This window comes from Photorhabdus bodei (genome assembly GCF_003287735.1).
Classification (GTDB): Bacteria; Pseudomonadota; Gammaproteobacteria; order Enterobacterales; family Enterobacteriaceae; genus Photorhabdus; species Photorhabdus kayaii.
The window spans coordinates 127,228-153,418 of record NZ_NSCM01000008.1 but is presented as its reverse complement, the minus strand read 5'-3'; the positions used below and the strand labels follow the sequence as shown (position 1 = coordinate 153,418).

22 protein-coding genes and 1 pseudogene are annotated in these 26,191 nt (G+C 41.3%); 18 read left to right on the top strand and 5 right to left on the bottom strand.

Annotated features, from left to right (window positions below):
- From CKY02_RS08600 to CKY02_RS24470, 4 genes and pseudogenes are all read left to right on the top strand, one after another.
- Positions 1-107, top strand: a pseudogene (locus CKY02_RS08600) (IS30 family transposase); the annotation flags it as partial.
- A complete protein-coding gene (locus CKY02_RS08595) occupies positions 89-970 on the top strand; it encodes a hypothetical protein (protein WP_146747413.1) in 882 nt (293 codons plus the stop codon). The pseudogene CKY02_RS08600 and the gene CKY02_RS08595, both read left to right, overlap by 19 nt.
- 9 nt (positions 971-979) lie before the next feature.
- Entirely contained in the window at positions 980-2,194 is a 1,215-nt protein-coding gene (locus CKY02_RS08590) for an MFS transporter (RefSeq protein ID WP_112894970.1), read from the top strand.
- Positions 2,195-2,260: 66 nt separating this feature from the next.
- The gene (locus CKY02_RS24470; RefSeq protein ID WP_162120583.1) at positions 2,261-2,407 is read left to right on the top strand and encodes a hypothetical protein; all 147 of its coding nucleotides are present in this window, start codon (positions 2,261-2,263) and stop codon (positions 2,405-2,407) included.
- Between the two features lie 98 nt (positions 2,408-2,505).
- Here the strand turns inward: CKY02_RS24470 and satP are convergent, their stop codons facing one another.
- A complete protein-coding gene (gene satP / locus CKY02_RS08585; RefSeq protein WP_112894969.1) occupies positions 2,506-3,075 on the bottom strand; it encodes an acetate uptake transporter in 570 nt (189 codons plus the stop codon).
- Between the two features lie 427 nt (positions 3,076-3,502).
- On the opposite strand from satP, the gene dnaK reads away from it, so the two are divergent.
- Positions 3,503-5,413: a molecular chaperone DnaK gene (gene dnaK / locus CKY02_RS08580; protein WP_112894968.1), complete on the top strand. Its 1,911-nt coding sequence runs from the start codon at positions 3,503-3,505 to the stop codon at positions 5,411-5,413.
- A gap of 113 nt (positions 5,414-5,526) precedes the next feature.
- Entirely contained in the window at positions 5,527-6,645 is a 1,119-nt protein-coding gene (gene dnaJ / locus CKY02_RS08575) for a molecular chaperone DnaJ (RefSeq protein WP_112894967.1), read from the top strand.
- 96 nt (positions 6,646-6,741) lie between these two features.
- On the opposite strand, the gene CKY02_RS08570 is transcribed toward dnaJ, so the two are convergent.
- The 3 genes from CKY02_RS08570 to CKY02_RS08560 all read right to left on the bottom strand — a co-directional run bounded on the left by CKY02_RS08570 (position 6,742) and on the right by CKY02_RS08560 (position 10,969).
- Positions 6,742-8,046: a carbohydrate porin gene (locus CKY02_RS08570; RefSeq protein WP_112894966.1), complete on the bottom strand. Its 1,305-nt coding sequence runs from the start codon at positions 8,044-8,046 to the stop codon at positions 6,742-6,744.
- Positions 8,030-9,451, bottom strand: a complete 1,422-nt coding sequence (locus tag CKY02_RS08565) for a glycoside hydrolase family 1 protein (protein WP_112894965.1) — start codon at positions 9,449-9,451, stop codon at positions 8,030-8,032. The genes CKY02_RS08570 and CKY02_RS08565 overlap by 17 nt, the downstream gene beginning before the upstream one ends.
- Before the next feature lie 75 nt (positions 9,452-9,526).
- Complete coding sequence (locus CKY02_RS08560; RefSeq protein WP_112894964.1) at positions 9,527-10,969, bottom strand: PTS transporter subunit EIIC; 1,443 nt, start codon at positions 10,967-10,969, stop codon at positions 9,527-9,529.
- A gap of 488 nt (positions 10,970-11,457) precedes the next feature.
- Here CKY02_RS08560 and CKY02_RS08555 point away from each other — a divergent pair, with 488 nt between their 5' ends.
- The 5 genes from CKY02_RS08555 to nhaR all read left to right on the top strand — a co-directional run bounded on the left by CKY02_RS08555 (position 11,458) and on the right by nhaR (position 17,283).
- A complete protein-coding gene (locus CKY02_RS08555; RefSeq protein WP_240002028.1) occupies positions 11,458-12,393 on the top strand; it encodes a PRD domain-containing protein in 936 nt (311 codons plus the stop codon).
- Positions 12,394-12,416: 23 nt separating this feature from the next.
- Positions 12,417-14,306: a beta-glucoside-specific PTS transporter subunit IIABC gene (locus CKY02_RS08550; protein ID WP_240002027.1), complete on the top strand. Its 1,890-nt coding sequence runs from the start codon at positions 12,417-12,419 to the stop codon at positions 14,304-14,306.
- Between the two features lie 324 nt (positions 14,307-14,630).
- Positions 14,631-14,810 carry a hypothetical protein gene (locus CKY02_RS08545; RefSeq protein ID WP_238399206.1) on the top strand — a complete coding sequence of 60 codons (180 nt, stop codon included), beginning with the start codon at positions 14,631-14,633 and terminating at the stop codon, positions 14,808-14,810.
- Between the two features lie 168 nt (positions 14,811-14,978).
- Positions 14,979-16,145 carry a Na+/H+ antiporter NhaA gene (nhaA, locus tag CKY02_RS08540; RefSeq protein ID WP_112894961.1) on the top strand — a complete coding sequence of 389 codons (1,167 nt, stop codon included), beginning with the start codon at positions 14,979-14,981 and terminating at the stop codon, positions 16,143-16,145.
- 223 nt (positions 16,146-16,368) lie between these two features.
- Positions 16,369-17,283, top strand: a complete 915-nt coding sequence (nhaR, locus tag CKY02_RS08535; RefSeq protein ID WP_112876440.1) for a transcriptional activator NhaR — start codon at positions 16,369-16,371, stop codon at positions 17,281-17,283.
- Positions 17,284-17,357: 74 nt separating this feature from the next.
- Here the strand turns inward: nhaR and rpsT are convergent, their stop codons facing one another.
- The gene (gene rpsT, locus CKY02_RS08530; protein ID WP_112876441.1) at positions 17,358-17,618 is read right to left on the bottom strand and encodes a 30S ribosomal protein S20; all 261 of its coding nucleotides are present in this window, start codon (positions 17,616-17,618) and stop codon (positions 17,358-17,360) included.
- A gap of 350 nt (positions 17,619-17,968) precedes the next feature.
- Here rpsT and ribF point away from each other — a divergent pair, with 350 nt between their 5' ends.
- From ribF to carA, 7 genes are all read left to right on the top strand, one after another.
- Entirely contained in the window at positions 17,969-18,913 is a 945-nt protein-coding gene (ribF, locus tag CKY02_RS08525) for a bifunctional riboflavin kinase/FAD synthetase (protein WP_112894960.1), read from the top strand.
- A 24-nt stretch (positions 18,914-18,937) separates the two neighbouring features.
- Positions 18,938-21,751 (top strand): isoleucine--tRNA ligase, encoded by a 2,814-nt coding sequence (gene ileS / locus CKY02_RS08520; protein WP_112894959.1) that lies wholly within the window; start codon positions 18,938-18,940, stop codon positions 21,749-21,751.
- The gene (gene lspA / locus CKY02_RS08515) at positions 21,751-22,254 is read left to right on the top strand and encodes a signal peptidase II (RefSeq protein WP_011144971.1); all 504 of its coding nucleotides are present in this window, start codon (positions 21,751-21,753) and stop codon (positions 22,252-22,254) included. The genes ileS and lspA overlap by 1 nt, the downstream gene beginning before the upstream one ends.
- Positions 22,255-22,259: 5 nt before the next feature.
- Positions 22,260-22,730, top strand: coding sequence for an FKBP-type peptidyl-prolyl cis-trans isomerase (gene fkpB / locus CKY02_RS08510; protein ID WP_112894958.1), 471 nt, complete (start codon positions 22,260-22,262; stop codon positions 22,728-22,730).
- On the top strand, positions 22,711-23,664 hold the full coding sequence (gene ispH, locus CKY02_RS08505) for a 4-hydroxy-3-methylbut-2-enyl diphosphate reductase (protein ID WP_112876445.1): 954 nt from the start codon (positions 22,711-22,713) through the stop codon (positions 23,662-23,664). The genes fkpB and ispH overlap by 20 nt, the downstream gene beginning before the upstream one ends.
- Before the next feature lie 92 nt (positions 23,665-23,756).
- Positions 23,757-24,578, top strand: a complete 822-nt coding sequence (dapB, locus tag CKY02_RS08500; RefSeq protein WP_112894957.1) for a 4-hydroxy-tetrahydrodipicolinate reductase — start codon at positions 23,757-23,759, stop codon at positions 24,576-24,578.
- Between the two features lie 435 nt (positions 24,579-25,013).
- The gene (gene carA, locus CKY02_RS08495) at positions 25,014-26,177 is read left to right on the top strand and encodes a glutamine-hydrolyzing carbamoyl-phosphate synthase small subunit (RefSeq protein ID WP_112894956.1); all 1,164 of its coding nucleotides are present in this window, start codon (positions 25,014-25,016) and stop codon (positions 26,175-26,177) included.
- Positions 26,178-26,191: the final 14 nt, after the last annotated feature.

The following is a 26,191-nucleotide window of genomic DNA, read 5'->3' as shown; positions in this document are numbered from 1 at the left end:
TAAATTTTGTGGTAAACCGGTTAAATCATCGTCCCCGAAAGACACGGGGTGGGAAAACACCGAATGAATTATTTAAGGGAATACGAACATGTTTACTTCCAGATTAACGATGTTGCACTTATTATGTGAATCTACCCCTGAAGATATCTCGGCAGATGATATTGTAGGTTATGCACCAATGACTGAAGAAGCGTCGGATCTGGTTTACCATCGGATAGGTGAGGTTCAGGCTGAGAACTTGAAGAACTATAAATATCAACATGCGGAAACGAGAAAGTTTGTCCTTGATGATGGAAAAGTAGTCAATTTAAGGTTGCGAGAAAAGATTGATGATGAAACCAAACCTATGCTTCCTACATCAAAGATTAATGGTGTCTTATTCAGAGAACTGCCGTCTATAAGGACAGGCAAAGAAAGCTGTATTGTTCCTCTAACGCGAAAATCACCATTATATCTTGTGGAACATGGAACAAAACACTACGATTTCGACTCATATGGTTTACATCTTGGTCAAGAAGATCACCTCATATTTCTTGGCAGTTCTACACAGAAAATAACGTTGAAGCTGGTTGATATGCGGGAAGGCTCAAATACCATTTTTGTCGAGGATGAAATAATATTTTATCCGTCTCCGAATTTTGAGCTAATTATTCCTTGTGGTGTTGCTCACGCTCTTACGAATATGGCGAATATTATTACGGTAAACCGTCCAGTTCTTTATCTTGATAGCCAACGGGAATATCTGCCTGGTCACGATATTATTGATTGGCCAATTGAAAACACAAATTATATGAGTTATAAGACGAATCAGATTGAAGCTGATGATGATTTTTATACTGATATGGTATCCAAACAGCGTGAAGTTATAAAAGAACCTCCGACTCATAATACGCCAAAATCTGTTGTAGTCTATGACGAAAATACAGGAAAGTATGTCAAGGTTATTTTAAAAGAAAAAAGTAGCTTGTAAGGAATTTAAATGAGCACTCTGTTTTTTTATTTTTTATTTTTAGTTCTGACTGCTGATGGACTCATGGTATTTCTAACACCAGTTGTGGTTTACATGCTAACGGGTAGTATAGAATATTCTGGATTGTCATATGCCATATGGTGGTTACCACGACTCTTACTTATTCCTTTAATTGGAAGATTTATAGATAATATAGGGGTGAGGCCGCTATCCATAATTTCAGATTGTGTTAAGATTGCAGGGTGTTTATTTCTTGTGATTTGTAATTTTCATGATCCATTAATTATATCTATTGCATTTGGCATTGTGGGGAGTTTAATATCAATTGGTAACTCTCAGACGATGATTTCCTATGAGAAAATAATTGCTATATTAAGCATACATAAAGAACATCATGTCAATTTGATGGCTAGGATGGATTTCTTAGGTATGATAATTGGCCCGATTGTTGGAATGTTATTTATAGATATGGGGTATAAGTATATCCTTTTGATACCTTGCTTATTTTATTTCTTTAATGCTGGTTATTTTATTTTCACCAATGCTAATTTAGGTAATAAAGAAGCGAATGAAATATCAAGAAATAACTTTGATACAGTTGATAAAAAATCTCACTTTCATTCATTAGCTTTTATTATGTCTACCCCCATTATTCTTGTTGTGATAGGACTTGCTATTGGAAACAATATATTCGATGGATTGGTGGAGTCATCAGGGGCAGCGCTTATAGACAAGAATATGGAACTGCCAGTTAAATATTTCGGATTTATAGATGTTGCGGCTGGTATTTGTGGTGTACTGGGAACATATATTTATGGAATGGCATTGAAAAGAATTTCAAGAAGTTCCCTTCTATTTCTTGGATTGTTTGTTATTGCTATACCATCGTTTGTTTTAATTTTAAACCCTAATTCTATCTGGGTATTCGTTATATGTTATGCCTTGACTATTATTGGTAAGGTGATCACTGGTAATGTAAACAGAATAGTAAGAATCGAAATTATCCCAACGACTATATTGGCTAGTACATCATCAATCATAGTATTGCTTTGTCAGTCAGTACTTCCCATTGTTGGTATTCTCTTGTTTTTCTTTGGAGGGAATGGGAATATTGTTTATTATTTGATGACACTTTCTGTATTTATCGCGTTACTTTCTGGTGTTCTTCTTGTGAAATTTATGAAGAATAAAGTCATTGAAAATACTATTTATAAAGATCAATGAATTCATGCCGCACTTGCCTGTGGAAGAATGGTGTCGTTAAGTCGTCTAGTAAGGAGGTAATCCACAATGCTTATTAAACTTCAAGCAACTTCAACGAGCATTATACCCGTCATCTTTCAAGTTGCCTCTTTGTTGGCGGCACTCGCTCACCCCGGTCACATAGTTATCTATGCTCCCGGGGATTCACTCCCTTGCCGTCGCGCTCCATCTTGAAATCCATAGGGTATAGACATTGAAAAATAGGGTAGCAATATGCTCATAACGGACTGGAAGAGGGGAAAAATTTTTGCCTTCTTCCAACCCACGGTTTATTACGGTTTTATCTCGCCAATGGGCAGAATAGTGCGTCCATACTGCTCATTCAGCACTTCCGCCATTGCCAGATAAAATGCGCTGGTACCACAAATTATCCCTTCATAGCCGGCAATCGTCAGAAGAATGGTATTGCCAGTAAAGTTGCCAATCGCTAACAGAGCGAACAACAGTGTCAGGCCACCAAAGATAAACTGTAGTACACGGTTAGCCTTGAAGGTGCCAAAGAACATAAACAGAGTAAATACCCCCCACAGGCCAAGATATACCGCTAAATATTGGCTGCTGGTGGCTTCTGCCAGTCCCATTTTGGGCAGAAATAATAACCCAACCAGACTGAGCCAAAACAACCCATAAGAGGTGAAAGCCGTTGCGGCAAAGGTATTGCCTTTCTTATATTCAAAAATCCCTGCCAATACTTGAGCCAGGCCGCCGTAGAAAATGCCCATACTCAGGATAACGGATGCTAGTGGAAAGAAACCTGCGTTATGCAGATTCAGAAGAATGGTTGTCATGCCGAAGCCCATTAAACCTAAGGGGCCGGGGTTAGCTAGTTGATTCGCGTTCATAAGTCCTCTGAAAGAAAGTCATATACCCGTCATCTTTCAAGTTGCCTCTTTGTTGGCTGCACTCACTCACCCCGGTCACATAGTTTTCTATGCTCCCGGGGATTCGCTCCCTTGCCGTCGCGATGCATCTTGAAATCCATAGGGTATAAATAGCAAAGGTGGCGAATCATAATGATCTGTCAGCAATGAAACAATAATCTTTGAAATAATAAAAAGGTTTTTTTTCGCATCCCCCCTTGATGATAGCTTTAACGACCCCATCTTATAATCAACCGCAGTTGCTAATCGCTGTCCTATACAGCCGGTGTTATAAGCAAGGGTGAGGAATCGCGTAGAGGCATAAAAATAGGTGCCATTGAAAAGCAGAGAGTTATCCTCATATTGGTTAGCAACTTGATTGATTACGAATTTCTTTGGAGGCGTTTAGATGGGTAAAATTATTGGTATCGACCTGGGAACTACCAACTCTTGTGTAGCTATTATGGATGGCACGACAGCTCGTGTGCTGGAAAACAGCGAAGGTGATCGCACAACCCCTTCCATCATTGCTTATACCCAGGATGGTGAGACTCTGGTTGGTCAACCGGCTAAACGTCAGGCTGTTACTAACCCGCAAAATACGTTGTTTGCTATTAAGCGTCTGATTGGCCGTCGTTTCCAAGACGAAGAAGCGCAACGCGATGTAGCTATCATGCCATACAAAATTATTGCGGCAGATAATGGCGACGCATGGCTGGAAGTGAAAGACCAGAAGATGGCTCCTCCTCAGGTTTCTGCTGAAGTTTTGAAGAAAATGAAGAAAACGGCAGAAGATTATCTGGGTGAGCCAGTGACTGAAGCGGTAATCACCGTACCTGCATATTTTAACGATGCTCAGCGTCAAGCAACCAAAGATGCTGGCCGTATCGCAGGTCTGGAAGTAAAACGTATTATCAACGAACCAACCGCTGCTGCACTGGCTTATGGCTTGGACAGAGAAGTAGGTAACCGTACTATCGCGGTTTATGACCTTGGTGGTGGTACTTTCGATATCTCTATTATCGAAATCGATGAAGTTGATGGCGAAAAAACCTATGAAGTGCTGGCAACCAACGGTGATACTCACTTGGGCGGTGAAGACTTCGACAGCCGTATGATCAACTACTTGGTTGACGAATTTAAGAAAGATCAGGGCATTGATCTGCGTAACGACCCATTGGCAATGCAACGTCTGAAAGAAGCAGCGGAAAAAGCAAAAATTGAGCTCTCTTCTGCACAACAGACCGATGTTAACCTGCCATATATCACCGCAGATGCAACTGGTCCTAAGCACATGAACATCAAAGTGACCCGTGCGAAACTGGAATCATTGGTAGAAGAACTGGTTAAACGTTCTATGGAGCCTGTACGAGTCGCATTGCAAGATGCCGGCCTGTCAGTTTCTGATGTGAACGATGTCATTTTGGTGGGCGGTCAGACCCGTATGCCAATGGTACAGAAAGTGGTTGCTGACTTCTTCGGTAAAGAGCCACGTAAAGATGTGAACCCTGACGAAGCGGTAGCAATGGGCGCTGCGGTACAGGGCGGTGTTCTGGCCGGTGATGTGAAAGATGTCTTGTTGCTGGATGTTACACCACTGTCTCTGGGTATCGAAACAATGGGTGGCGTTATGACTTCCCTCATTGTGAAAAACACCACGATCCCAACCAAACACAGTCAGGTGTTCTCTACGGCGGAAGACAATCAGTCTGCGGTAACTATCCATGTGTTGCAGGGTGAGCGTAAACGTGCCGGTGATAACAAATCTCTGGGCCAGTTCAATTTGGATGGTATCCAAGCAGCACCTCGTGGTATGCCTCAGATTGAAGTGACTTTTGATATTGATGCTGACGGTATTTTGCATGTATCTGCTAAAGACAAAAACACCGGTCGCGAACAGCAGATCACTATCAAGGCCTCTTCCGGTCTGAATGAGGACGAAATTCAACGGATGGTTCGTGATGCAGAAGCTAACGCTGAATCTGATCGTAAGTTTGAAGAGTTGGTACAAACGCGTAACCAAGCAGATCAACTGGTTCACGGTACCCGTAAGCAAGTAGAAGAAGCGGGTGACAAGCTGCCAGCGGAAGATAAAACTGCGATTGAAAGTGCTATCACTCAGCTAGAAACCGCAGCGAAAGGCGAAGATAAAGCGGATATTGAAGCGAAAATTCAGGCTTTGGTTCAGGCTTCCGCTAAGCTGTTGGAAATTGCTCAACAGCAGGCTCAGGCTGGTGCAACCGCAGATGCTGGTGACAGTGCGAAGAAAGATGACGACGTTGTAGACGCTGAATTCGAAGAAGTTAAAGATAAAAAATAATAGCCCTTAGCGGGCGCGGTGACAGTTAGATGATGACAACTGTTGCTGATTAACCGGCACGGGCGTTGAGGGAACTCTGCGCCCGTGCGCGTATGTTAAGGGTAAAATAAGAGATGGCGAAAAGAGATTATTACGAGGTTTTGGGGGTTTCCAAAACAGCGAACGAAAAAGAGATTAAAAAAGCCTATAAGCGGCTGGCGATGAAATATCATCCTGATCGTAATCAGGGCGATAAAGAGGCAGAAAGCCAATTCAAAGAAGTTAAAGAAGCTTATGAAATTCTGACGGATGACCAGAAACGGGCTGCTTATGACCAATATGGTCATGCTGCTTTTGAACAAGGCGGCATGGGCGGCGGCGGAGCTGATTTTAGCGATATCTTTGGTGACGTTTTCGGTGATATTTTCGGTGGTGGTCGTCGTCAACAGCGTCCAAGCCGCGGTGCTGATTTGCGTTACAGCATGGAGTTGACGCTGGAAGAAGCGGTTCGTGGTGTGACCAAAGAGATCCGTATCCCGACACTGGAAACTTGTGATATCTGTCATGGTAGCGGCGCTAAAGCAGGAACCAGCCCTGTAACCTGTTCAACCTGTCAAGGTGCTGGTCAGGTTCATATGCGTCAGGGATTTTTCACCGTTCAGCAACCTTGCCCACACTGTCATGGCCGTGGTCAGATCATCAAAGATTCTTGCCATAAATGTCATGGTCATGGGCGAGTTGAAAGATACAAAACCCTGTCTGTCAAAATCCCGGCGGGTGTGGATACCGGTGACCGTGTTCGTTTGAGTGGTGAGGGTGAAGCGGGGGCTAAAGGCGCACCCGCAGGTGATTTGTATGTTCAGGTACAGGTGAAATCACACCATATTTTTGAGCGTCAAGAAAGTAATCTCTATTGTGAAGTGCCGGTTAACTTTGCAATGGCGGCACTGGGCGGAGAAATTGAAGTTCCAACTCTCGATGGCCGTGTGAAACTGAAAATACCTGCGGAAACCCAGACAGGTAAAATGTTCCGCATGAAAGGCAAAGGTGTTAAATCTGTCCGCGGTGGTGTTCAGGGTGATTTATTGTGCCGGGTAGTGGTAGAAACGCCGGTTAAATTAAATGAAAGACAGAAAGAATTACTGCGCGAATTGGGTGAATCTTTCGGTGGGACCGGCGAAGAAACGAATAGCCCACGTTCTAAAAGTTTCTTCGATGGCGTAAAGAAATTTTTTGATGATTTGACCAAGTAAATATCTTCACATAATAGAGCTGGATTGTTAAATAAAGCTCGAATTATGGGTAAAAAGTCCTCGTTTTAGATGAGGACTTTTTGTTTTGGTTAAGAATTATAAACTAAACGTAATTTGTGTGAGCAAATTATAGGCATCATCCTCTTTTGGTGTCACTGATGGGTGATGAGTATACGATAAGCTATTAGTCCAATAGATGCCGTTGTAAACACGATAGCTATACGCTACAGAAGCGGTTGCACTATAACTTTCAGCAAGTTGACCATTGCGAGCAAAATAATTTTTTGCATCGTCGCTGAACTTATTATAGGCCAGACCAAAAGTAACCATATCGTTTGGACGCGAATCAAATGGACCAATGCTGAACAGTGATAATGAAATGTCGGCATTAAACAGGTTACGATCCTTTGGCGCATAGTTGGCTTTACCGTCAATATACCAGCCACGGAAAGGCATTGACGTATCCGGCTTGGTTATTTGGTGGGTAGCGGCGATATAATGAGAGTAAGTGTAATTTTCATACTCTGAATTGTTATAGTTAAAATAAGGGGTTTTATTGAACACCGATCCACCCCGAAGCCAGATCATATTTTCCGTTTCATTGGCATTAACACGATAACCTAATTCGTTGATGACTAAGGTTCCTGCACTGGGAAGTTTCCAGCGCAGACCATAGGTATTATATTTTGAATCGGTTTTTAAACCTTCTGAGCTTTGACTTCTGGCAACGCCAATGTGGTCATACCAACGTTTATTTTCCGATAAAAACCGAATATCTATCGATGGACTTGGTTTGCTAATGGTTAGTCCAGCTTGGGACAACATCACACTGGTTGGCCCTAGCGCTGATGATGCTGTACTGCTACCCAAAAATAAGCCATAAAAATGGGAGAGTAGTGTCGTATAGCCATAATTTAATATGACTCGATCATTCAATAAGGGTTGATTAATGGAAAAGGCTGAGACAAAAGGATGTCCATCTTGACCATTATTTTTGAAGTTATTATAAGCATAGGTTAAACCTAAACGCAGTTGTGCTTTATCAGTGAAACCAATCCGTGATAAATCATAAGTGAGTTCTGTCGCGGCGATATTACCGGTAGTTAAGCGCTGTCCCATATAATTGGGATTAGGCGTATTTTTCCAGCTTCTTGATATATCGTAGGTTAGATTAGTAAGTAATTGAAAATTTGCATAAAAGCCACGATCTGCCATCTCTTTTCTAAGGCCGCCCCATTCAGGAAATACCGTATCGCATGCAGATGAAACCGAAGGTGTTTCTGGTCCTCTTGGTAAAAGGGTATCATACGAGTGGCAGTTATTTTCCGCTGCTACAGTGACATTGTTATAAAGCAAAATAAGTGGAATCGTGAGTAAAAGAAATTTATTGGTTATTTTCATTTTCTACCTCCGGGGCTTGAAGGGTATTACCGTGACTGCTGATCACTGCTTTATACCAATTAAAACTTTTTTTACGCCGCCGTTCTAATGTTCCATTGCCTTGGTCATCACGATCAACATAAATAAACCCATACCGTTTTGACATTTCTGCGGTAGAAGCGCTGACCAAATCTATTGGCCCCCATGAGGTATATCCTAATAACTGAACTCCATCTTCAATGGCTTCTCGTATCTGAAATAAATGATCGTTAAGATATTTAATACGATAATCATCAATAATAGAGCCATCGTCTTGAATAACATCTCTGGCGCCCAAACCGTTTTCTACAATAAACAGGGGTTTTTGGTAACGGTCATATAGCATATTGAGAAGATAGCGAATGCCTTTAGGATCGATTTGCCATCCCCATTCTGAGCTGGACAGATAAGGATTTTTCACCGGATTAATGATATTCCCTGACGTCTTGATAATCTCAAGGTTTGTTGTTGCGCAGCTACTCATGTAGTAACTGAAAGAGAGGAAATCAATCGTTTCTTTGAGTGCTATTTTATCTTCATCTGTGATATCAAGTGTGATATTTTTTTCTTTAAATAGACGGGTCATATAAGATGGATAATATCCACGAGCTTGTACATCAAAGAAGAATAGCCATTCACGATTCTTTTTCAATGATTCTAATATATCATCGGGATGACAAGTTAATGGATAATAAGGGGCCGCTGCCACCATATTACCTATTTTTGCATCAGGAATAATTTCATGGCAGGCTTTAACTGCGTTGGCACTGGCAACTAATTGATAATGTAGTGCCTGATAAATATCTTGAATTTTACTGTTTTCTGGTAATCCTGCACTGGTAAAACAGGAGAATAAAGACATATTAATTTCATTGAATGTCAGCCAATATTTTACTTTATGCTGGTAACGTTCAAAAACAGTTCTGGCATAATGGTCAAAAAACGCAATTGTTTTCCGATTTCCCCAACCACCATATTTTTTTACTAAGCCGTAAGGCATTTCAAAATGAGAAAGCGTAATGAGTGGTTGAATATTATATTTTATCATTTCGTCAAACAGGCGATCATAAAAAGCCAGGCCATTTTCGTTCGGTATTTCTTCATCTCCCTCAGGGAATATACGTGTCCAGGCGATGGAGGTTCTCAGGCATTTAAATCCCATTTCAGCAAATAGCGCAATATCCTCAGGATAGCGATGATAAAAATCGATACCAATATCCTTAATATGAAAATCACCTAAATTGCGTTCTATGCTGTGACCAATGACGCCGTGGGGTTGCATATCTGAGGTTGATAACCCTTTTCCATCTATTTGATGGGCTCCTTCAACCTGATTTGCCGCCAGCGCTCCTCCCCAAAGGAAGTTATTTGGAAATTGTTTTTTCATGATTTTCCTCTTGTTAATTGCTCGTTAAACTTGGAAGATATCCTCTTAATATTATTCTTCCTCTCAGAGTTTAAATTAATTTTTTGTACCGGATGTTATTGGTGAAACTTTTACTTCTGATGGTAAACCGAATAAATAAGTTGCGATACAAGAAAAGATAAATGAACCTAACGAACCTAATATGACACTCCAGAAAGCACTATCTATGCCGGTGGGAGAAATAAATGAGGTGAATGCAAAGATACCCATGCCGCCAACGTTATATGCTGTTCCTGAATAGAAGCCGACAATTGCTCCGCCAAGCGCCCCACCAATACAACCGATAATAAATGGGCGTTTTAGTGGTAATGTCACACCGTAAATAGCAGGTTCAGTGATGCCAAAGAGACTTGATATCAGTGCAGTACCTGATAATGTTTTCATATTCTTATCACGTGTACGTAAAAATACCCCCAGAGTTGCACCTGCTTGACCAAATATTGCTGGCTGGAGCAGTGGGGAGAGCATATCTTTTTTCTGGGTCATCATGTTATTGATCATTATTGGGATAAGTCCCCAATGCAGACCGAAAATGACACAAACCTGCCACAATGCACCCATCAAAAGTCCAGCAATGACCGGGTTTAATTGATAGAAGAAGAGATATCCGGCAGCCAGGCCATTACTAAGCTCTGTTGCTACAGGGCCAATAACTAGAAAAGTTAAAGGAACGGTAATTAACAGGCACAGGAAAGGTGTGGCAAACAGTTTGACGGAGGAATGAAACCAGCTATTAAACTTCTTTTCCAGCAAGCAGCTAAACCATGCTGATAAGATAATGGGAATAACGGTTGAGCTATAATTAATGAAAGAGATAGGAATGCCAAGGAAATTGAGGTGAACAGCAGGAGTCGTTTGCGAAAGTTTAAATGCCTCGGTCATGGTGGGATAGGTTAAGGCGGCCCCGATCACCATAGTAATAAAAGGGTTGCCTCCGAACCGTTTACCTGCGGTATATCCTAATAAAATAGGCATGAAATAGAGCATGGCATCGCCGGTAGCGTATAAAATTTTATAGGTCCCGCTGTCTATGCTCATCCAATTGAACACGTCGGATAAAGCGAGAATACCTTTAATTAATCCGGCGGCGACCAATACACCTAATAGCGGTGTAAAAATACTGGAAATGATATCAATGGTGACATCAAGAATACGTTTTAAACCTTTTGCATTATCTTGTTTTATCCCTTGCGGTGACGTTACACTTTGTTTAACTTCGGTTTTTTTTGTATTATCTTGTAAGTATCTATTAATATCGTCGTAAATATCCACTACGTGACTACCGATGACGACCTGATATTGCCCACCACTCTCTACTACGGTAATAATTCCCTTAGTCTGTTTGAGTAATTCGCTATTGGCCAGACTGCTATCTTTAAGTTTAAATCGTAAACGAGTAGCGCAATGGACCAGGCTAGATATATTCTCTTTCCCACCTATTGCGCTGACTATTTTCTCTGCCAGACTTTCGTATCTCATTAGACTTCCCCTTCATTTAATACGCTGAAAACAGCGAAAGACCGAATTTAAGGCAAAAAAAAACCTAACCCATCATCTATAATCGCCCTGGAATAAGGGGATCGTGACGTGATGGATTAGGTTTTGCCCGACGTCAGTCGCAACTAAGTCGGTAACAAGCCTATATCAGTTGGTTAAAAGCTAGTTATTCCTTGTGATACTTGCAAGTCATTAAATATAATTTTGGTAAAAATGTGATACTTATCATAAATACCTTGGGTAAGTTGGGTATGTTGTTGTGCCGTTGACTTTGTAAAAATAATGCCTTAGCCTGAAGGATAACATAATGAATATAGTGTACAGGAGTGTTACTGATAAGATCAGGCACAACCAGGTCACAAATATATTTCACCTATTTTATAGGCTTAGGTTGGAGCATATATACCCTAAAGATTTCAAGATGCATCGCGACGGCAAGGGAGTGAATCCCCGGGAGCATAGATAACTATGTGACCGGGGTGAGCGAGTGCAGCCAACAAAGAGGCAACTTGAAAGATGACGGATATAATAGTTTATCCTGTAAGGTATCTCTTTTGTTAACGATAGTAAAACTCATAAATAATAATGTCGTTCTTGCCGTTGATGAGAATAATAATGAAGTTATTCTAATGGATAAAGGCATAGGTTTTAATAGAAAAAAAGGTGATAGGCTGAATATTCAAGATGTTGCAAAAGTCTTCACTGTTGAAAAGAACGATAGAATTAATCAAATTATGGCGACTATTCCAGTCTCAGTTATAGAGCTAACCGAGAAAATTATCGCATTAGGGGAAGATCTTCTTGGCAAATCTCTCAACGATTCATTACTCATTACTTTGTCGGAGCATTTAAACTTTGCATTTGAGCGTGTGAGTAAAGGATATCAGATTGGTAATGTCTTACAATGGGAGATCCCTCATCTTTACCCGTTGGAATATGAAGTCGGTAAACAGGCGCTTATCTATATTAATGACCAGATTGAAAAACCATTACCGCCGATAGAAGCCTCATTGATTGCCTTGCATTTTGTCAATGCTCAATATGAAGGGCAAACAATGGGAGATACATTAAAATTAACGAATTTGATTAATAAAACGGTTAAGCTTATTCACTACTATTTTCATGTTAACCTTGATACAACCTCGGTGAATTACTCTCGTTTTATTACGCATTTGCGCTATTTCCTGATTAGACAAAATAAAAATGAGCATTCTTCTGCGATTGAGATGGATTTTTCTCTGCAAGAGTTGATAGAAGAAAAGTATTTCAAAAGCTACAACTGTGCAGTTAAGCTAATTAAATATCTGAGGGAGAAATACCAATGGAAAGTGCCCGATGATGAATTGATTTATTTAGTCATTCATATAGAACGGGTGGTTAATGATAGTTACAAGAGCAGAGAATGATAAGTAAATGGATCGTCAAATAAGTGTCAATCGCTAATGATAATAGATTAGAGGTGGTGGATAAAATGAGAGATGAAGATTTTGCAAAAGAGATCATTATATTTATTGGCGGACAAGAAAATATAAATAAAAGTTGGCATTGTGTTACCAGATTGCGTTTTAATATTATAGATAATAGTAAAGTAGATATTGCTGCGATTAGAAAAATGCAGGGAGTTATTGGGGCACATTTTCACAGCGGGCAATTACAAATAATTATTGGTAATAGGGTTGTTGAAATATTTAGTGAAATCATTAAGCAATTAAAAGAAAATGAAGAAAATCATTATGGTCTAAAAAAGGGTTTCATTAGTCATATTCTTGATGTCATTTCAGGCATATTTGTTCCCGTATTGCCGGCAATTGTAGGGGCGGGTTTACTTAAAGGTGGGTTAATTTTTTTCTACATGATGGATTGGGTTTCAGAGCAGAGTAATGAGTATAAGTTATTATATATTCTTTCTGATACACCTCTCTATTTTTTGCCTGTTCTTTTGGCTTTTTCAGCGGCAAGAAAATTTAAAACAAATGAATTTATTGCAGCCACATTAGCGTGTATTTTAATTTATCCAACATTATCTGATCTTGTGAGCAGTTCTGGTGGCGGATATTTCAGTGTATTTGGTATTACTATTCCCGCTAATCATTATAGTTATACTGCTATTCCAATTATTTTAGGGGTTTGGTTGCTCAGTTATATTCATCGATGGGTAGATAGGTTTATTCCAACGGTATTGAAAATAATACTTACACCATTATTGGTCTTATTAATTTCTGCACCTATTTTATTGATTATTGCTGCACCGTTGGGAAATACAATTGGTTTGTATCTTGAAAAGTGGCTTTTAATATTATTTTCCGTGGCTGGACCGTTTGCGGGATTATTGTTAGGTGGATTGATACCTATTTTAGTTATTACTGGGATGCATTATGCCTTTTTGCCAAGTGTTTTTGCTAACTTTAAGTCTCTTGGATACGATTTTATGTTATTACCTATCAGTTTTGCGAGTAATATTGCACAAGCTGGTGCGACATTAGCCGTCGCAATTAAAATTAAAGATAGGCAAATGAAATCATTAGCTTATTCATCTTCATTCTCTGCTTTTTTAGGTGTAACTGAACCTGCAATGTATGGCGTTACGCTTAAATTAAGAAAACCTTTTTATGCTGCATTAATGGGTGGAGCTGTTGGTGGCGCTATTGTAGGTATTTTCTCTGTGAAAATATTTGCTTTTAGTGTACCGGGATTGGTGTCATTACCTTTTTATATGCAAAAAGATAGCAATAACTTTATTTTTATTTTGCTTGGCATTTTTAGTAGTTTCTTAGTGGCATTTATATCCACTTTATTAATGAAATTAGAATCTAATGTTGATTCTATAATCTTAATAAGGCCACGCTTTTCAAAAAAGAAGAAAATCATATTACGCTCTCCGATGACCGGTACAATAGAATCTCTCTCAAGAGTACCTGATGACACTTTTTCTGAAAAAATTATTGGTGATGGTATTGCTATTATTCCTACCGAAGGTGTGGTTAAATCGCCTTTTAATGGCAAGGTTTCAATGATTACTCCGACTGGACATGCTATTGGTTTAATTTCCGATCAAGGAGTGGAGTTATTAATTCATATTGGTATTGAAACGGTAGGTTTGCAAGGAGAGGGATTTAATTTGCAAATTATGGAAGGGCAGAGAGTGGTTGCTGGTGAGGTATTAGTTAATTTTGATCTGGAATTTTTTCAAGAGAATAAAATTCAGATTATATCGCCAATTATTGTTACTAATAGCGAGGAATATCACTCAATAGTGCCGACTAAAAGAAAAAATGTTATTGGATGTAAAGATGATTTGTTGGTTATTAATCGATGTTGATTTGTTTTTCAAGTAATTAATGTATATTGATAATATTCTTAATGCTTTTTTGTATTTAAATATTGCAATATGACCAGTTTTAATACCTGTTAATTGTTCATGCTGTTTTCTCGTTATTATTGTCTTATTTTATCTTTTCTGTCGAATCCTTAGAAATTATCTAGCTATATAAATTCTGAAAAAATATATTTTGCATAATATGAAGTCATATTGAATACTAATATTTTTAGGTGAAAAATTAAACGACTGATCGGCAATTATTCTCCTCCTACTACAGAAGATCTCATTAAACTCAAAGAAGAATTAGGTTTCACGGGAGAACAAATGGCCGATTTAGCGGGAGTTTCCGGTAACAATCAATGGAGAAAATACACGGGCGGGAAAATGCCACGTGTTATTTCTCCGCACATTCTATTCTATATAGCAACACAGTTAACACTATCAGAAGATGATTTAAACTGCATTTTGGCTAAGATGCGTGAAATTGGTGCTAATGTAAAATAAATAGGCACGCTCCACTTAACGATTTCCTCTGATTGATAATCTATTTTATTGAGATGTAGATCATCAATAGATCGGTTATATCGAATTATTCTGGTTATAAAATCGATTTTTTTCGAAACTATAGCTAGAGTACCATTTAAGCTCGATCAGTTTCAGAGGTTAATCATCGTGACAGCAATTATTCGTCAATTCCTGAAATTAGAAGCGGCTGGAGGGCTCCTTCTTATCATTGCTGCCATTATTGCGCTGATAATGGCAAACTCGCCATTACAGGGTATTTATCAGCAATTTCTTAATATTTCGATGGTAGTGCAATTCGCTGCACTGGAGATCAATAAGCCTTTATTGTTATGGATTAATGACGGCTTAATGGCTGTCTTCTTTTTGATTGTCGGTCTGGAAGTCAAGCGGGAATTGCTGGAAGGTTCCTTGGCGGGGCGTGATAAGGCAATATTTCCGGTAATAGCGGCGATAGGAGGTATGGTCGTTCCGGCACTGATATATCTGTTATTTAATGGCAATGATGAATTTACCCGTCAAGGGTGGGCTATTCCTGCGGCAACCGATATTGCTTTTGCCTTGGGGGTGATGGCGCTTCTGTCTAAGCGGGTGCCAATAGAACTCAAGGTTTTCTTGTTGGCACTCGCGATTATTGATGATCTGGGCGTTATCGTGATTATCGCTCTGTTTTATACCAAAACGGTTTCTCTTGTGGCGCTTGGCTTGTCAGCGGCAATGATTGTTTTGCTGGTTTGGATGAATTGGCGTGGTGTCGAAAAAACATCGGCTTATCTGGCTGTTGGCACTATCCTTTGGGTTTGCATCTTGAAATCGGGTGTTCATGCAACACTAGCTGGCGTCATTGTTGGTTTTCTGATTCCTCTGCGTGGTCAGAATGGTCATTCACCATCTGAATTACTTGAGCACGGTTTGCATCCTTGGGTGGCGTATCTTATTTTGCCATTATTTGCATTTGCCAATGCAGGTGTAGCCCTGAATGGCGTTACGTTAAATGGTTTGACCGATATATTACCGTTAGGTATTGCCGTGGCTCTGTTTCTTGGTAAGCCATTGGGCATTTTTCTTTTTAGCTATATTTCTATTAAGATCGGATTTGCTAAATTGCCACGGCAGATTAATCTTAAACAGATATTTGCGGTCTCTGTTCTTTGTGGAATCGGCTTTACTATGTCTATCTTTATTTCAGGATTGGCTTTTGAAGGAGCGGATGAATCTTTCAGTGTCTATTCCCGTCTTGGCATTCTGATGGGTTCAACCATCGCTGCGTTTATGGGGTATGGCTTGTTACGAATGGTCTTACCAAAGAAAAAGTGATGGCAGAGTGGGGATAAATTCATTAACTTAGCCAAATGAAGTTCTACATTTTAGAGAAAATTTCTGGACTGACTCATCATTTTTGTATTTGCGGTACAACAACTAAAATTGTATCGCGGATACTTTATGTAGTGAAAAAACAGAAAATCACCGGGAGACGGTGGATTAGTAATGTATGGCTGGCGTTGTCTACCAGACGTAAGCGATACATAAGGAAAAACGTATGCGGGTGTCACATCTGAATTTTAATCATCTCTATTATTTCTGGCATGTTTGCAAGGAAGGATCAGTGGTTGGGGCGGCAGAAGCGCTTTATCTAACACCTCAAACGATCACAGGACAGATAAAAGCGCTGGAGGAGCGTCTGGGAGGGAAACTGTTCAAACGTCAGGGCAGGGGATTAGTGCCATCAGAGCTAGGACAGCTTATTTTCCGCTATGCGGATAAGATGTTTATGCTAAGCCAGGAGATGTTGGATATCGTTAACTACAGTCGTGAATCTAATCTTTTATTTGATGTTGGTGTTGCTGATGCGCTGTCCAAACGTCTGGTTAGCCAGGTATTAAAAACGGCGGTTGTGGAACATGAGCAGATTCATCTACGTTGTTTTGAATCAACCCATGAGTTGTTGCTGGAACAACTCAGCCAGCACAAACTCGATATGATATTGTCTGATTGCCCGGTGGATTCTTCCCAACAGGAAGGGCTGTTCTCGGTAAAACTGGGTGAATGTGATGTGAGTTTCTTCTGCCGACAACCTATCCCGGAAAAACCTTTCCCGGAATGTTTGGAGGAACGTCGCTTATTGGTTCCAGGGCGTCGCTCTATGTTGGGGCGTAAATTGTTGACTTGGATACGTAATAAAAATCTTCAGGTTGAGGTACTCGGTGAGTTTGATGATGCCGCGTTAATGAAAGCGTTTGGTATGTATCATAATGCGATTTTCGTGGCACCATCTTTGTATACCAATGATATTTTTACAGATAATGATATTGCCGAGATTGGTCGGTTGGATGCCGTGCAGGAAGAGTATTATGTGATTTTTGCTGAGCGAATGATTCAACACCCGGCTGTTCAAAGGGTATGTAATAAAGATTTTTCTGCGTTGTTTAATGTGCTATCTAAGAAGCGTACTTAAAAAATAATTGATAGTAACTGCAAACACAAAAAAACCGGCGTAGGCCGGTTTTTCAGTAACCCAAACGCAAATTATTACATTGCGTTGATTTGCGCCGTCAGATTAGATTTATGACGTGCTGCTTTGTTTTTGTGGATCAGTCCCTTACAGGCGTGACGATCGACAATAGGTTGCATGTCATGAAATGCTTTCTGCGCAGCTTCTTTATCGCCGGTAGCGATAGCAGCATATACCTTCTTGATAAAGGTACGCACCATAGAACGACGGCTAGCGTTATGCTGACGACGTTTTTCAGACTGTATGGCGCGTTTCTTAGCTGATTTGATATTAGCCAAGGTCCAACTCCCAAATATATTCTATCGAGGACAATTCAAAGGCCGAGGAATATGCCTGTTCAACCTTCTTTTGTCAATGGATTTGTGCAAATAAGCGCCGTTGTACCGCGGCAACTTGTTTCGTTGTGATGGCGCAGGATTTTATCAGTTTACTTAGTGGGAATACAGTCTTTCACAATAAAAATCTCATTGAATAGTCCAGATAGAAATAAAATGAATATTTTTCGGGATTCCTGCTCGTTTTTGTTGTATGAATCAGGGCTATTGATTTAAATCATCTTATGATGATGGGTTAACCTTGAGCTTTGTACAAGGTATAATTTGGTAATTTCCAGGGTATTGAGCCAGCTATGGAGCTAATTCGCGGTATACGTAATATCCGGACATGTCACCGCGGTTGCGTGTTGACGATTGGTAATTTTGATGGTGTCCACAGAGGTCATCAGGCACTACTGAAACACTTAAAACACGAAGGGCAGCGTCTGGGATTACCAGTAATGGTCATGATTTTTGAACCACAACCTTTGGAGTTTTTTGCTAAGGGTAATGCTCCTGCGCGTCTAACGAGATTGAGGGATAAAGCCAAATATCTCGCCCAATGTGGAGTGGATTATTTATTATGCGCGAAATTTGATAGAAATTTTGCGGCAAATACGCCAGAAGCCTTTGTTTCACGGTTGCTGGTGGAAAAATTGGGTGTTAAGTTTCTCGCTGTGGGAGACGACTTTCGTTTTGGTCAATCTCGCAGTGGTGATTTTGCCTTTTTGCAGCGAGCCGGTGAGACATACGGCTTTGATGTGACCAGCAGTGAAAGTTTTTGTGATGATGGTTTACGGATTAGCAGCACAGCTATCCGTCAAGCACTGCAAGATGATGATTTGGTATTAGCCGAAACATTATTGGGACATCCATACAGCATTTGTGGCCGGGTCGTTCATGGTAAGCGACTAGGGAGCACTATTGGTTTTCCAACAGCAAATTTGCCGTTAAAACGATTAGTGGTTCCGGTACACGGCGTTTATGTTGTTGAAGTCTATGGTTTGGGAGACCAGCCTTTACCGGGTGTTGCCAATATTGGTACACGTCCAACAGTCTCTGGTCAGGGTCAACAACTTGAAGTACATCTAATTGATACCCAAATGGATCTCTATGGGCGTTATATTGATGTGGTGTTACGTAAAAAATTGCGTAATGAACAGCGGTTTGCTTCCCTTGATGCACTCAAGCAGCAAATTGCGAATGATTTGGTTGCTGCGAAGGAATTTTTTAAGCAGCTACCTGTGTCATGTATCTAGCGGAAAATTGGAATTGAGAATCGAATGAGTGACTATAAAAACACCCTGAATCTGCCAGAAACAGGGTTTCCAATGCGCGGAGATTTAGCAAAGCGCGAACCAGATATGTTAAAACGTTGGTACAAAGATGGGTTGTATCAGGTAATTCGTAAAGCAAAAGCCGGTAAAAAAACATTTATTCTGCATGACGGCCCTCCTTACGCGAATGGCAGTATTCATATTGGTCACTCAGTCAATAAGATTCTCAAAGATATTATTATTAAATCCAAAGGAATGGCGGGATATGATTCGCCATATATCCCTGGTTGGGATTGCCACGGTTTACCCATTGAGCTTAAGGTTGAGCAGATTATTGGTAAGCCGGGGGAAAAATTTTCCGCCGCTGAATTTCGTGCCGAGTGCCGCAAATATGCCAAAGAGCAAATCGAAGGTCAGAAGAAAGACTTTATCCGTCTGGGCATATTAGGTGACTGGGAACGGCCATATTTGACTATGGATTTTAAGACCGAAGCTGACATTATTCGCGCATTGAGCCGTATTATCGCTAATGGTCATTTGTTGAAAGGTGCCAAGCCTGTTCACTGGTGTACCGATTGCCGTTCATCACTGGCCGAAGCAGAAGTTGAGTATTACGACAAAATTTCGCCATCGATTGACGTGCGTTTTAACGCGGTTAATGCAGCTGCCGTTTGTGAGAAATTTGGTGTGCAGGCTCCAGATCAACCGGTCTCTTTGGTTATCTGGACAACCACGCCGTGGACGTTGCCGGCTAACCGAGCGATCGCTTTGCATGCTGAATTTAGCTATCAATTAGTACAGATTGAGGGTGAATGCCTGATCCTGGCTGCTGATTTGGTAGAAAGTGTGATGCAGCGTGCGGGTATAACTTCGTGGACAGTGCTAGGGAATTGTGCGGGTGCTGCGTTGGAGTTATTGCGCTTTAAACATCCATTTATGGGTTTTGATTCACCGGTTGTACTGGGTGATCACGTGACTTTGGATGCGGGTACCGGTGCTGTGCATACGGCCCCAGGTCACGGCCCGGACGACTTTGTTCTCGGTCAGAAATATGATTTGGAAGTTGCAAATCCGGTTGGACCTAATGGTTGTTATCTACCCGGTACTTATCCTTCTCTGGATGGCGTATTTGTCTTTAAGGCGAATGATATTGTGCTGAATATCCTGAGTGAAAACAATGCATTGTTGCATTTGGAAAAATTACAGCATAGTTACCCCTGCTGCTGGCGTCACAAGACACCTATCATTTTCCGTGCCACGCCGCAGTGGTTTGTCAGCATGGATCAAAATGGTCTGCGTAAACAATCGTTGCAAGAGATCAAAGGGGTTCAGTGGATACCGGGTTGGGGGCAGGCCCGTATTGAGGCAATGGTTGAAAACCGTCCTGACTGGTGTATTTCACGTCAACGTACTTGGGGCACGCCGATGTCTCTTTTTGTCCATAAAGAGACGGAAGAGCTTCATCCACGTACTATCGAATTGATGGAAGAAGTTGCAAAACGTGTTGAAGTTGACGGTATTCAGGCGTGGTGGGATCTGGAGCCAGCCGAACTGTTAGGTGATGATGCGGCTAACTATGTCAAAATTTTTGATACGTTGGATGTCTGGTTCGATTCGGGATCAACTCACGCATCGGTGGTTGATGCCCGCCCTGAATTCCAGGGTAACGCTGCGGATATCTATCTTGAAGGTTCAGATCAGCACCGTGGCTGGTTTATGTCTTCCCTGATGATCTCAACGGCAATAAAAGGTAAAGCACCTTACCGTCAGGTGTTAACGCATGGTTTCACTGTGGATGGTCAGGGCCGTAAGATGTCTAAATCTATCGGTAATACCATTAGTCCGCAGGATGTCATGGATAAATTAGGGGCAGATATTCTGCGTCTATGGGTTGCTTCTACCGATTACACCGGTGAAATTGCGGTATCCGATGAGATTTTGAAACGCTCTGCTGATGCATATCGTCGTATCCGTAACACGGCGCGTTTCCTGCTGGCAAACCTGAATGGTTTCGATCCTGAACAGCATAGGGTTAAACCAGAAGAGATGGCTGTGTTGGATCGTTGGGCTGTGGGGCGTGCTCAAGCGGCGCAAGCGGACATTACCAAATGTTACGATAGATATGATTTCCACACCGTTGTTCAACGTATGATGCAATTCTGTTCCGTGGAGATGGGATCGTTCTATCTCGATATCATTAAAGACCGTCAATACACCGCTAAGAGCGATAGTTTGGCTCGTCGCAGTTGTCAGACTGCGCTGTATCATATTGCGGAAGCATTGGTTCGCTGGATGGCACCTATCCTCTCCTTTACTGCTGATGAAGTTTGGAATGAGTTGCCTGGCAAACGTGCTCAATATGTATTTACCGAAGAGTGGTACGACGGTTTGTTTGGTCTGGCCGCAGGCGAACCAATGAATGATGTTTTCTGGGCTGATTTGTTGGCTGTGCGTGGTGAGGTTAACAAAGTGCTGGAGCAGGCACGTGCGGACAAACATATCCGTAGTTCACTGGAAGCCGTGGTGACGCTGTACGCCGATAATGAATTGGCGGACAAATTGAATAGCCTCGGAGATGAATTGCGTTTTGTTCTGCTAACATCTCAGGTTGTTGTTGCAGATTATGAGCAGGCTGGTGAAGATGCTCAACAAAGCGAAATCAGTAGTCTGAAAATTGCTTTCCGCAAAGCGGATGGCGAAAAATGTCCTCGTTGCTGGCATTACGCTAAAGATGTGGGATTGGTGGCGGAACATGCAGAACTTTGTGGCCGCTGTGTAACTAATGTTGCCGGTAACGGCGAAGAGCGTAAGTTTGCCTGATGAATAAACCCATTTGCTCCACCGGCCTTCGCTGGCTTTGGTTAGTTGTTGTGGTATTGATTTTGGATCTGGGTAGTAAGCAGCTAGTGTTGCAACACTTTCATCTGTATGAATCCGTTCCATTGATACCTTATTTTAATCTGACTTATGCCCAGAATTTTGGGGCGGCTTTCAGTTTCCTTGCAGAGAAAGATGGTTGGCAGCGTTGGTTCTTTGCATTCATTGCCGTTGCTATTTCAGTTGTACTGATGGTGATGATGTATCGTGCCAGTGCAAAGAAGAAACTGAGTAATATCGCTTATGCCCTGATTATTGGTGGAGCATTGGGTAATCTGTTTGACCGGTTGGTTCATGGTTTTGTCATCGATTTTATTGATTTTTATGTCGGTGATTGGCATTTTCCAACTTTTAATATCGCTGATATGGCGATATGTATCGGGGCTGGATTGGTTATCATTGATAGCTTTCTAAGCCCGGATGAAAAGACCATCAAAGTGGGATAAGTAATATGTCAAATCAGGTGCAGGCGAATAGTGCGGTTTTACTGCACTTCACTTTAAAACTGCAAGATGGCTCTATTGTCGACTCCACTCACACTCAGGGCAAACCTGCATTATTTCGTTTAGGTGATGGAACCCTTTCTTCACCTTTGGAACAGCAGCTTACTGGGCTAAAAGACGGAGATAAACATACCTTTACTCTGGCTGGTGAGAATGTATTTGGTAAACCAAATCCTGATCTGATCCAATATTTTACTCCGCGTGATTTTGCTGAAACGGGTATTCCTGAAATTGGCACTATAATGTTATTTACGGCAATGAATGGCAGTGAAATGCCGGGCATAGTCAAAGCCGTAACAGAAGAATCTGTGACTGTTGATTTCAATCACCCGTTAGCTTATCAGAACGTCACGTTTGAAATTGAAGTGTTGGAAATTGATCCACAATTGGAGGAAAACCATGCAGATATTGCTGGCTAACCCCCGCGGTTTTTGTGCCGGTGTTGACCGTGCTATCAGTATTGTAGAGCGCGCACTGGAATTATATGGTGCGCCGATCTACGTTCGTCATGAAGTTGTACATAACCGTTATGTTGTAGATAACCTGCGCAAGCGGGGTGCTATCTTTATTGAAGAAATTTCAGAAGTACCGGATGATGCGATTCTGATTTTTTCGGCACATGGTGTTTCACAGGCTATTCGTGCTGAAGCGCGTTCTCGCAATTTGACAATGTTGTTCGATGCGACTTGTCCTCTAGTGACTAAAGTCCATATGGAGGTAGCAAGAGCCAGCCGCAAAGGCAAAGAAGCTATTCTGATTGGTCACGCTGGACATCCCGAAGTTGAAGGTACAATGGGTCAGTACAACAATGCGGAAGGTGGAATGTATCTGGTTGAATCTCCGGAAGATGTATGGAACTTGAAAGTCAAAGATGAAGACAACATGTGTTTTATGACTCAAACCACATTATCTGTTGATGATACTTCAGAAGTGATTGATGCACTTAATGCACGATTCCCAAACATTGTTGGTCCCCGTAAAGATGATATCTGCTATGCGACGACTAACCGCCAGGAAGCGGTACGGGATCTGGCGTCTGACGCCGATGTTGTTTTGGTTGTGGGTTCGAAGAATTCATCTAACTCTAATCGCCTTGCTGAGTTAGCTCAGCGGGTTGGTAAACCTGCTTACTTGATAGATTCTGCTGAGGATATTAAAGAAGAGTGGATTACCGGCATCTCTTTGGTTGGCGTAACCGCGGGCGCTTCGGCACCGGATATTTTAGTTCAGCAAGTTATTGAACGCTTGAAATATCTTGGTGCTGATTCCGTCCAAGAATTACACGGTAGAGAAGAAAATATTGTATTTGAAGTGCCAAAAGAGTTACGTGTTGAAGTTAAAGAAATTAGCTAAATTATCAAGATAAATAAGAATAAAGTATTGCATATACTCTTTATTTAGAGCATTCATCTGACTGTTCATCGTGTTAAATATAGTGAGGGCTTATGGCTGATACAGATATTCGTGTTGCTATTGTTGGCGCTGGTGGGCGTATGGGACGTCAGTTGATTCAGGCCATATATCAAATAGATGGTGTTGCTCTTGGTGCAGCTTTGGAACGCTCCGGTTCTTCTCTGATTGGCGCAGATGCCGGAGAGTTGGCGGGTATTGGTCATACAGGTGTGACTGTTTGTGATGACCTGAAAAGTATCGTTGATGATTTTGATATCCTTATCGATTTTACCCGCCCGGAAGGAACGTTGACTCATCTTGAAATTTGTCGCCAGAACGGTAAAGCGATAGTGATCGGTACAACTGGCTTTGATGAGGCTGGTAAACAGGCAATTAAAGAGGCTTCTGCTGATATCCCGATTGTATTTGCCGCGAATTTCAGTGTTGGTGTAAATCTGGTGCTTAAATTATTGGAAAAAGCAGCGAAAGTGATGGGCGAGTATAGTGATATCGAAATTATTGAAGCACATCACCGCCATAAAGTGGATGCACCATCAGGAACAGCTTTAGCAATGGGGGAGTCTATTGCCCATGCTTTGGGGCGGGATCTTAAAGCGTGTGCTGTCTATGCCCGTGAAGGTTATACCGGTGAACGTGATCCGAAAAGTATTGGTTTTGCGACTATCCGTGCCGGGGATATCGTGGGTGAGCATACCGCTATGTTTGCAGATATTGGGGAGAGAGTAGAGATAACTCATAAGGCTTCCAGTCGGATGACGTTTGCAAATGGCGCGGTAAAGGCTACTTTATGGCTAAGTGGTAAAAATAGTGGTCTTTTTGATATGAAAGATGTACTGAATCTCGATTTACTTTAAAAATCTATTTTTGTAACTTATTGATATCGCATAATTAAATATTTTATTGTGCGATTTTTAATTTCTTTGTTTAATCCTATTGTTTTTTTGGTTTATTTTTTCTATTTTTGTCTTATTTATAACCTTAATTTTCTGCTTTTTTCTCCTTTTTGTGATTATTTTCAACTTTTCATCTGAAAATCAAATCTTCTATGCTAATTACCATTTTATAAATTAACTTTATTGCTATTTTAAGTCTTATTTCATTGGTCTGTCTGGCGAAGTGTGCAAAAAAATAAGAAAAGTAACATTTTTTGTAGACAACTCTCCCTCTCATCATTAGAATGCGCGCAATTTGCCAAAATTTTGCCTAAAAAGCAGCTTTTGCATTGATTTTGAGGAACAAATCTGAATTAATATGCACTAATTGCGAGTAATTATTCTTTGGAGGGTGTTTTGATTAAGTCAGCTATATTGGTTCTGGAAGATGGAACCCAATTCCACGGTCGTGCCATAGGTGCGGAAGGGGCGGCAGTTGGGGAAGTGGTTTTCAATACCTCGATGACCGGATATCAAGAAATTCTCACAGACCCTTCCTATTCCCGCCAAATTGTCACTCTTACTTATCCCCATATTGGTAATGTCGGTGTTAACTCAGTCGATAAAGAATCACTAAAAGTACAGGCCCAAGGGTTAGTGATTCGTGATCTACCACTGTTGACCAGTAACTTCCGCTGCGAAGAAACGCTTTCCGATTACCTTAAACGTCATAATATTGTTGCGATAGCAGATATCGATACTCGTAAACTGACGCGTTTGTTAAGAGAAAAGGGTTCACTGAATGGTTGTATTATAGCAGGTAAACAGATTGACGCTCAGGTTGCACTGGAAAAAGCACAAGCGTTTCCGGGGTTGGAGGGGATGGATTTAGCAAAAGAGGTGACAACTAAACAGATTTATCCGTGGTTACAGGGGAGCTGGAAGCTAGCGGGGGGATTACCGGAAGATAAGCAAGAACAGGATCTGCCTTATCATGTTGTTGCTTATGACTTTGGCGCAAAACGTAATATCTTGCGAATGTTGGTGGATCGTGGCTGCCGCCTGACAGTTGTTCCTGCCCAGACATCGGCGGAAGATGTACTGAAATTGAATCCGGATGGTATTTTCTTGTCCAATGGGCCAGGAGATCCGGCACCTTGTGGTTATGCAATAGACGCAATCAAAACCCTGCTTGAGACAGAAATTCCGATTTTTGGTATCTGCCTTGGACACCAATTGTTGGCGTTAGCCAGTGGCGCTGAAACGATGAAAATGAAATTCGGCCATCATGGTGGTAACCATCCGGTGAAAGATCTTGAATGCAATGTTGTAATGATTACCGCACAAAACCACGGCTTTGCCGTGGATGAAAAATCACTGCCGTCAAATTTGCGCGTTACTCATAAATCCCTGTTTGACGGCACGTTGCAAGGGATTCATCATACCGATAAACCTGCATTCAGCTTCCAGGGGCACCCAGAAGCTAGCCCCGGTCCACATGAGACTGCATCGTTATTTGATCACTTTATTGAACTTATTGAGCAGTATTGTCAGAAAAATAATCGTCATAACACCAAGTAATCAGGAGAAAATAA

What these genes read in the sequence shown, in the direction of transcription:
- CKY02_RS08595 (WP_146747413.1), top strand. Translation starts at nt 89, where the DNA reads ATGTTTACTTCCAGATTAACGATGTTGCACTTATTATGTGAATCTACC.
- nhaR (WP_112876440.1), top strand. Translation starts at nt 16,369, where the DNA reads ATGCGGGTGTCACATCTGAATTTTAATCATCTCTATTATTTCTGGCAT.
- ribF (WP_112894960.1), top strand. Translation starts at nt 17,969, where the DNA reads ATGGAGCTAATTCGCGGTATACGTAATATCCGGACATGTCACCGCGGT.
- CKY02_RS24470 (WP_162120583.1), top strand. Translation starts at nt 2,261, where the DNA reads ATGCTTATTAAACTTCAAGCAACTTCAACGAGCATTATACCCGTCATC.
- CKY02_RS08590 (WP_112894970.1), top strand. Translation starts at nt 980, where the DNA reads ATGAGCACTCTGTTTTTTTATTTTTTATTTTTAGTTCTGACTGCTGAT.
- lspA (WP_011144971.1), top strand. Translation starts at nt 21,751, where the DNA reads ATGAATAAACCCATTTGCTCCACCGGCCTTCGCTGGCTTTGGTTAGTT.
- fkpB (WP_112894958.1), top strand. Translation starts at nt 22,260, where the DNA reads ATGTCAAATCAGGTGCAGGCGAATAGTGCGGTTTTACTGCACTTCACT.
- dnaJ (WP_112894967.1), top strand. Translation starts at nt 5,527, where the DNA reads ATGGCGAAAAGAGATTATTACGAGGTTTTGGGGGTTTCCAAAACAGCG.
- dnaK (WP_112894968.1), top strand. Translation starts at nt 3,503, where the DNA reads ATGGGTAAAATTATTGGTATCGACCTGGGAACTACCAACTCTTGTGTA.
- ispH (WP_112876445.1), top strand. Translation starts at nt 22,711, where the DNA reads ATGCAGATATTGCTGGCTAACCCCCGCGGTTTTTGTGCCGGTGTTGAC.
- ileS (WP_112894959.1), top strand. Translation starts at nt 18,938, where the DNA reads ATGAGTGACTATAAAAACACCCTGAATCTGCCAGAAACAGGGTTTCCA.
- CKY02_RS08565 (WP_112894965.1), bottom strand. Translation starts at nt 9,451, where the DNA reads ATGAAAAAACAATTTCCAAATAACTTCCTTTGGGGAGGAGCGCTGGCG.
- CKY02_RS08560 (WP_112894964.1), bottom strand. Translation starts at nt 10,969, where the DNA reads ATGAGATACGAAAGTCTGGCAGAGAAAATAGTCAGCGCAATAGGTGGG.
- CKY02_RS08570 (WP_112894966.1), bottom strand. Translation starts at nt 8,046, where the DNA reads ATGAAAATAACCAATAAATTTCTTTTACTCACGATTCCACTTATTTTG.
- satP (WP_112894969.1), bottom strand. Translation starts at nt 3,075, where the DNA reads ATGAACGCGAATCAACTAGCTAACCCCGGCCCCTTAGGTTTAATGGGC.
- dapB (WP_112894957.1), top strand. Translation starts at nt 23,757, where the DNA reads ATGGCTGATACAGATATTCGTGTTGCTATTGTTGGCGCTGGTGGGCGT.
- CKY02_RS08545 (WP_238399206.1), top strand. Translation starts at nt 14,631, where the DNA reads ATGGCCGATTTAGCGGGAGTTTCCGGTAACAATCAATGGAGAAAATAC.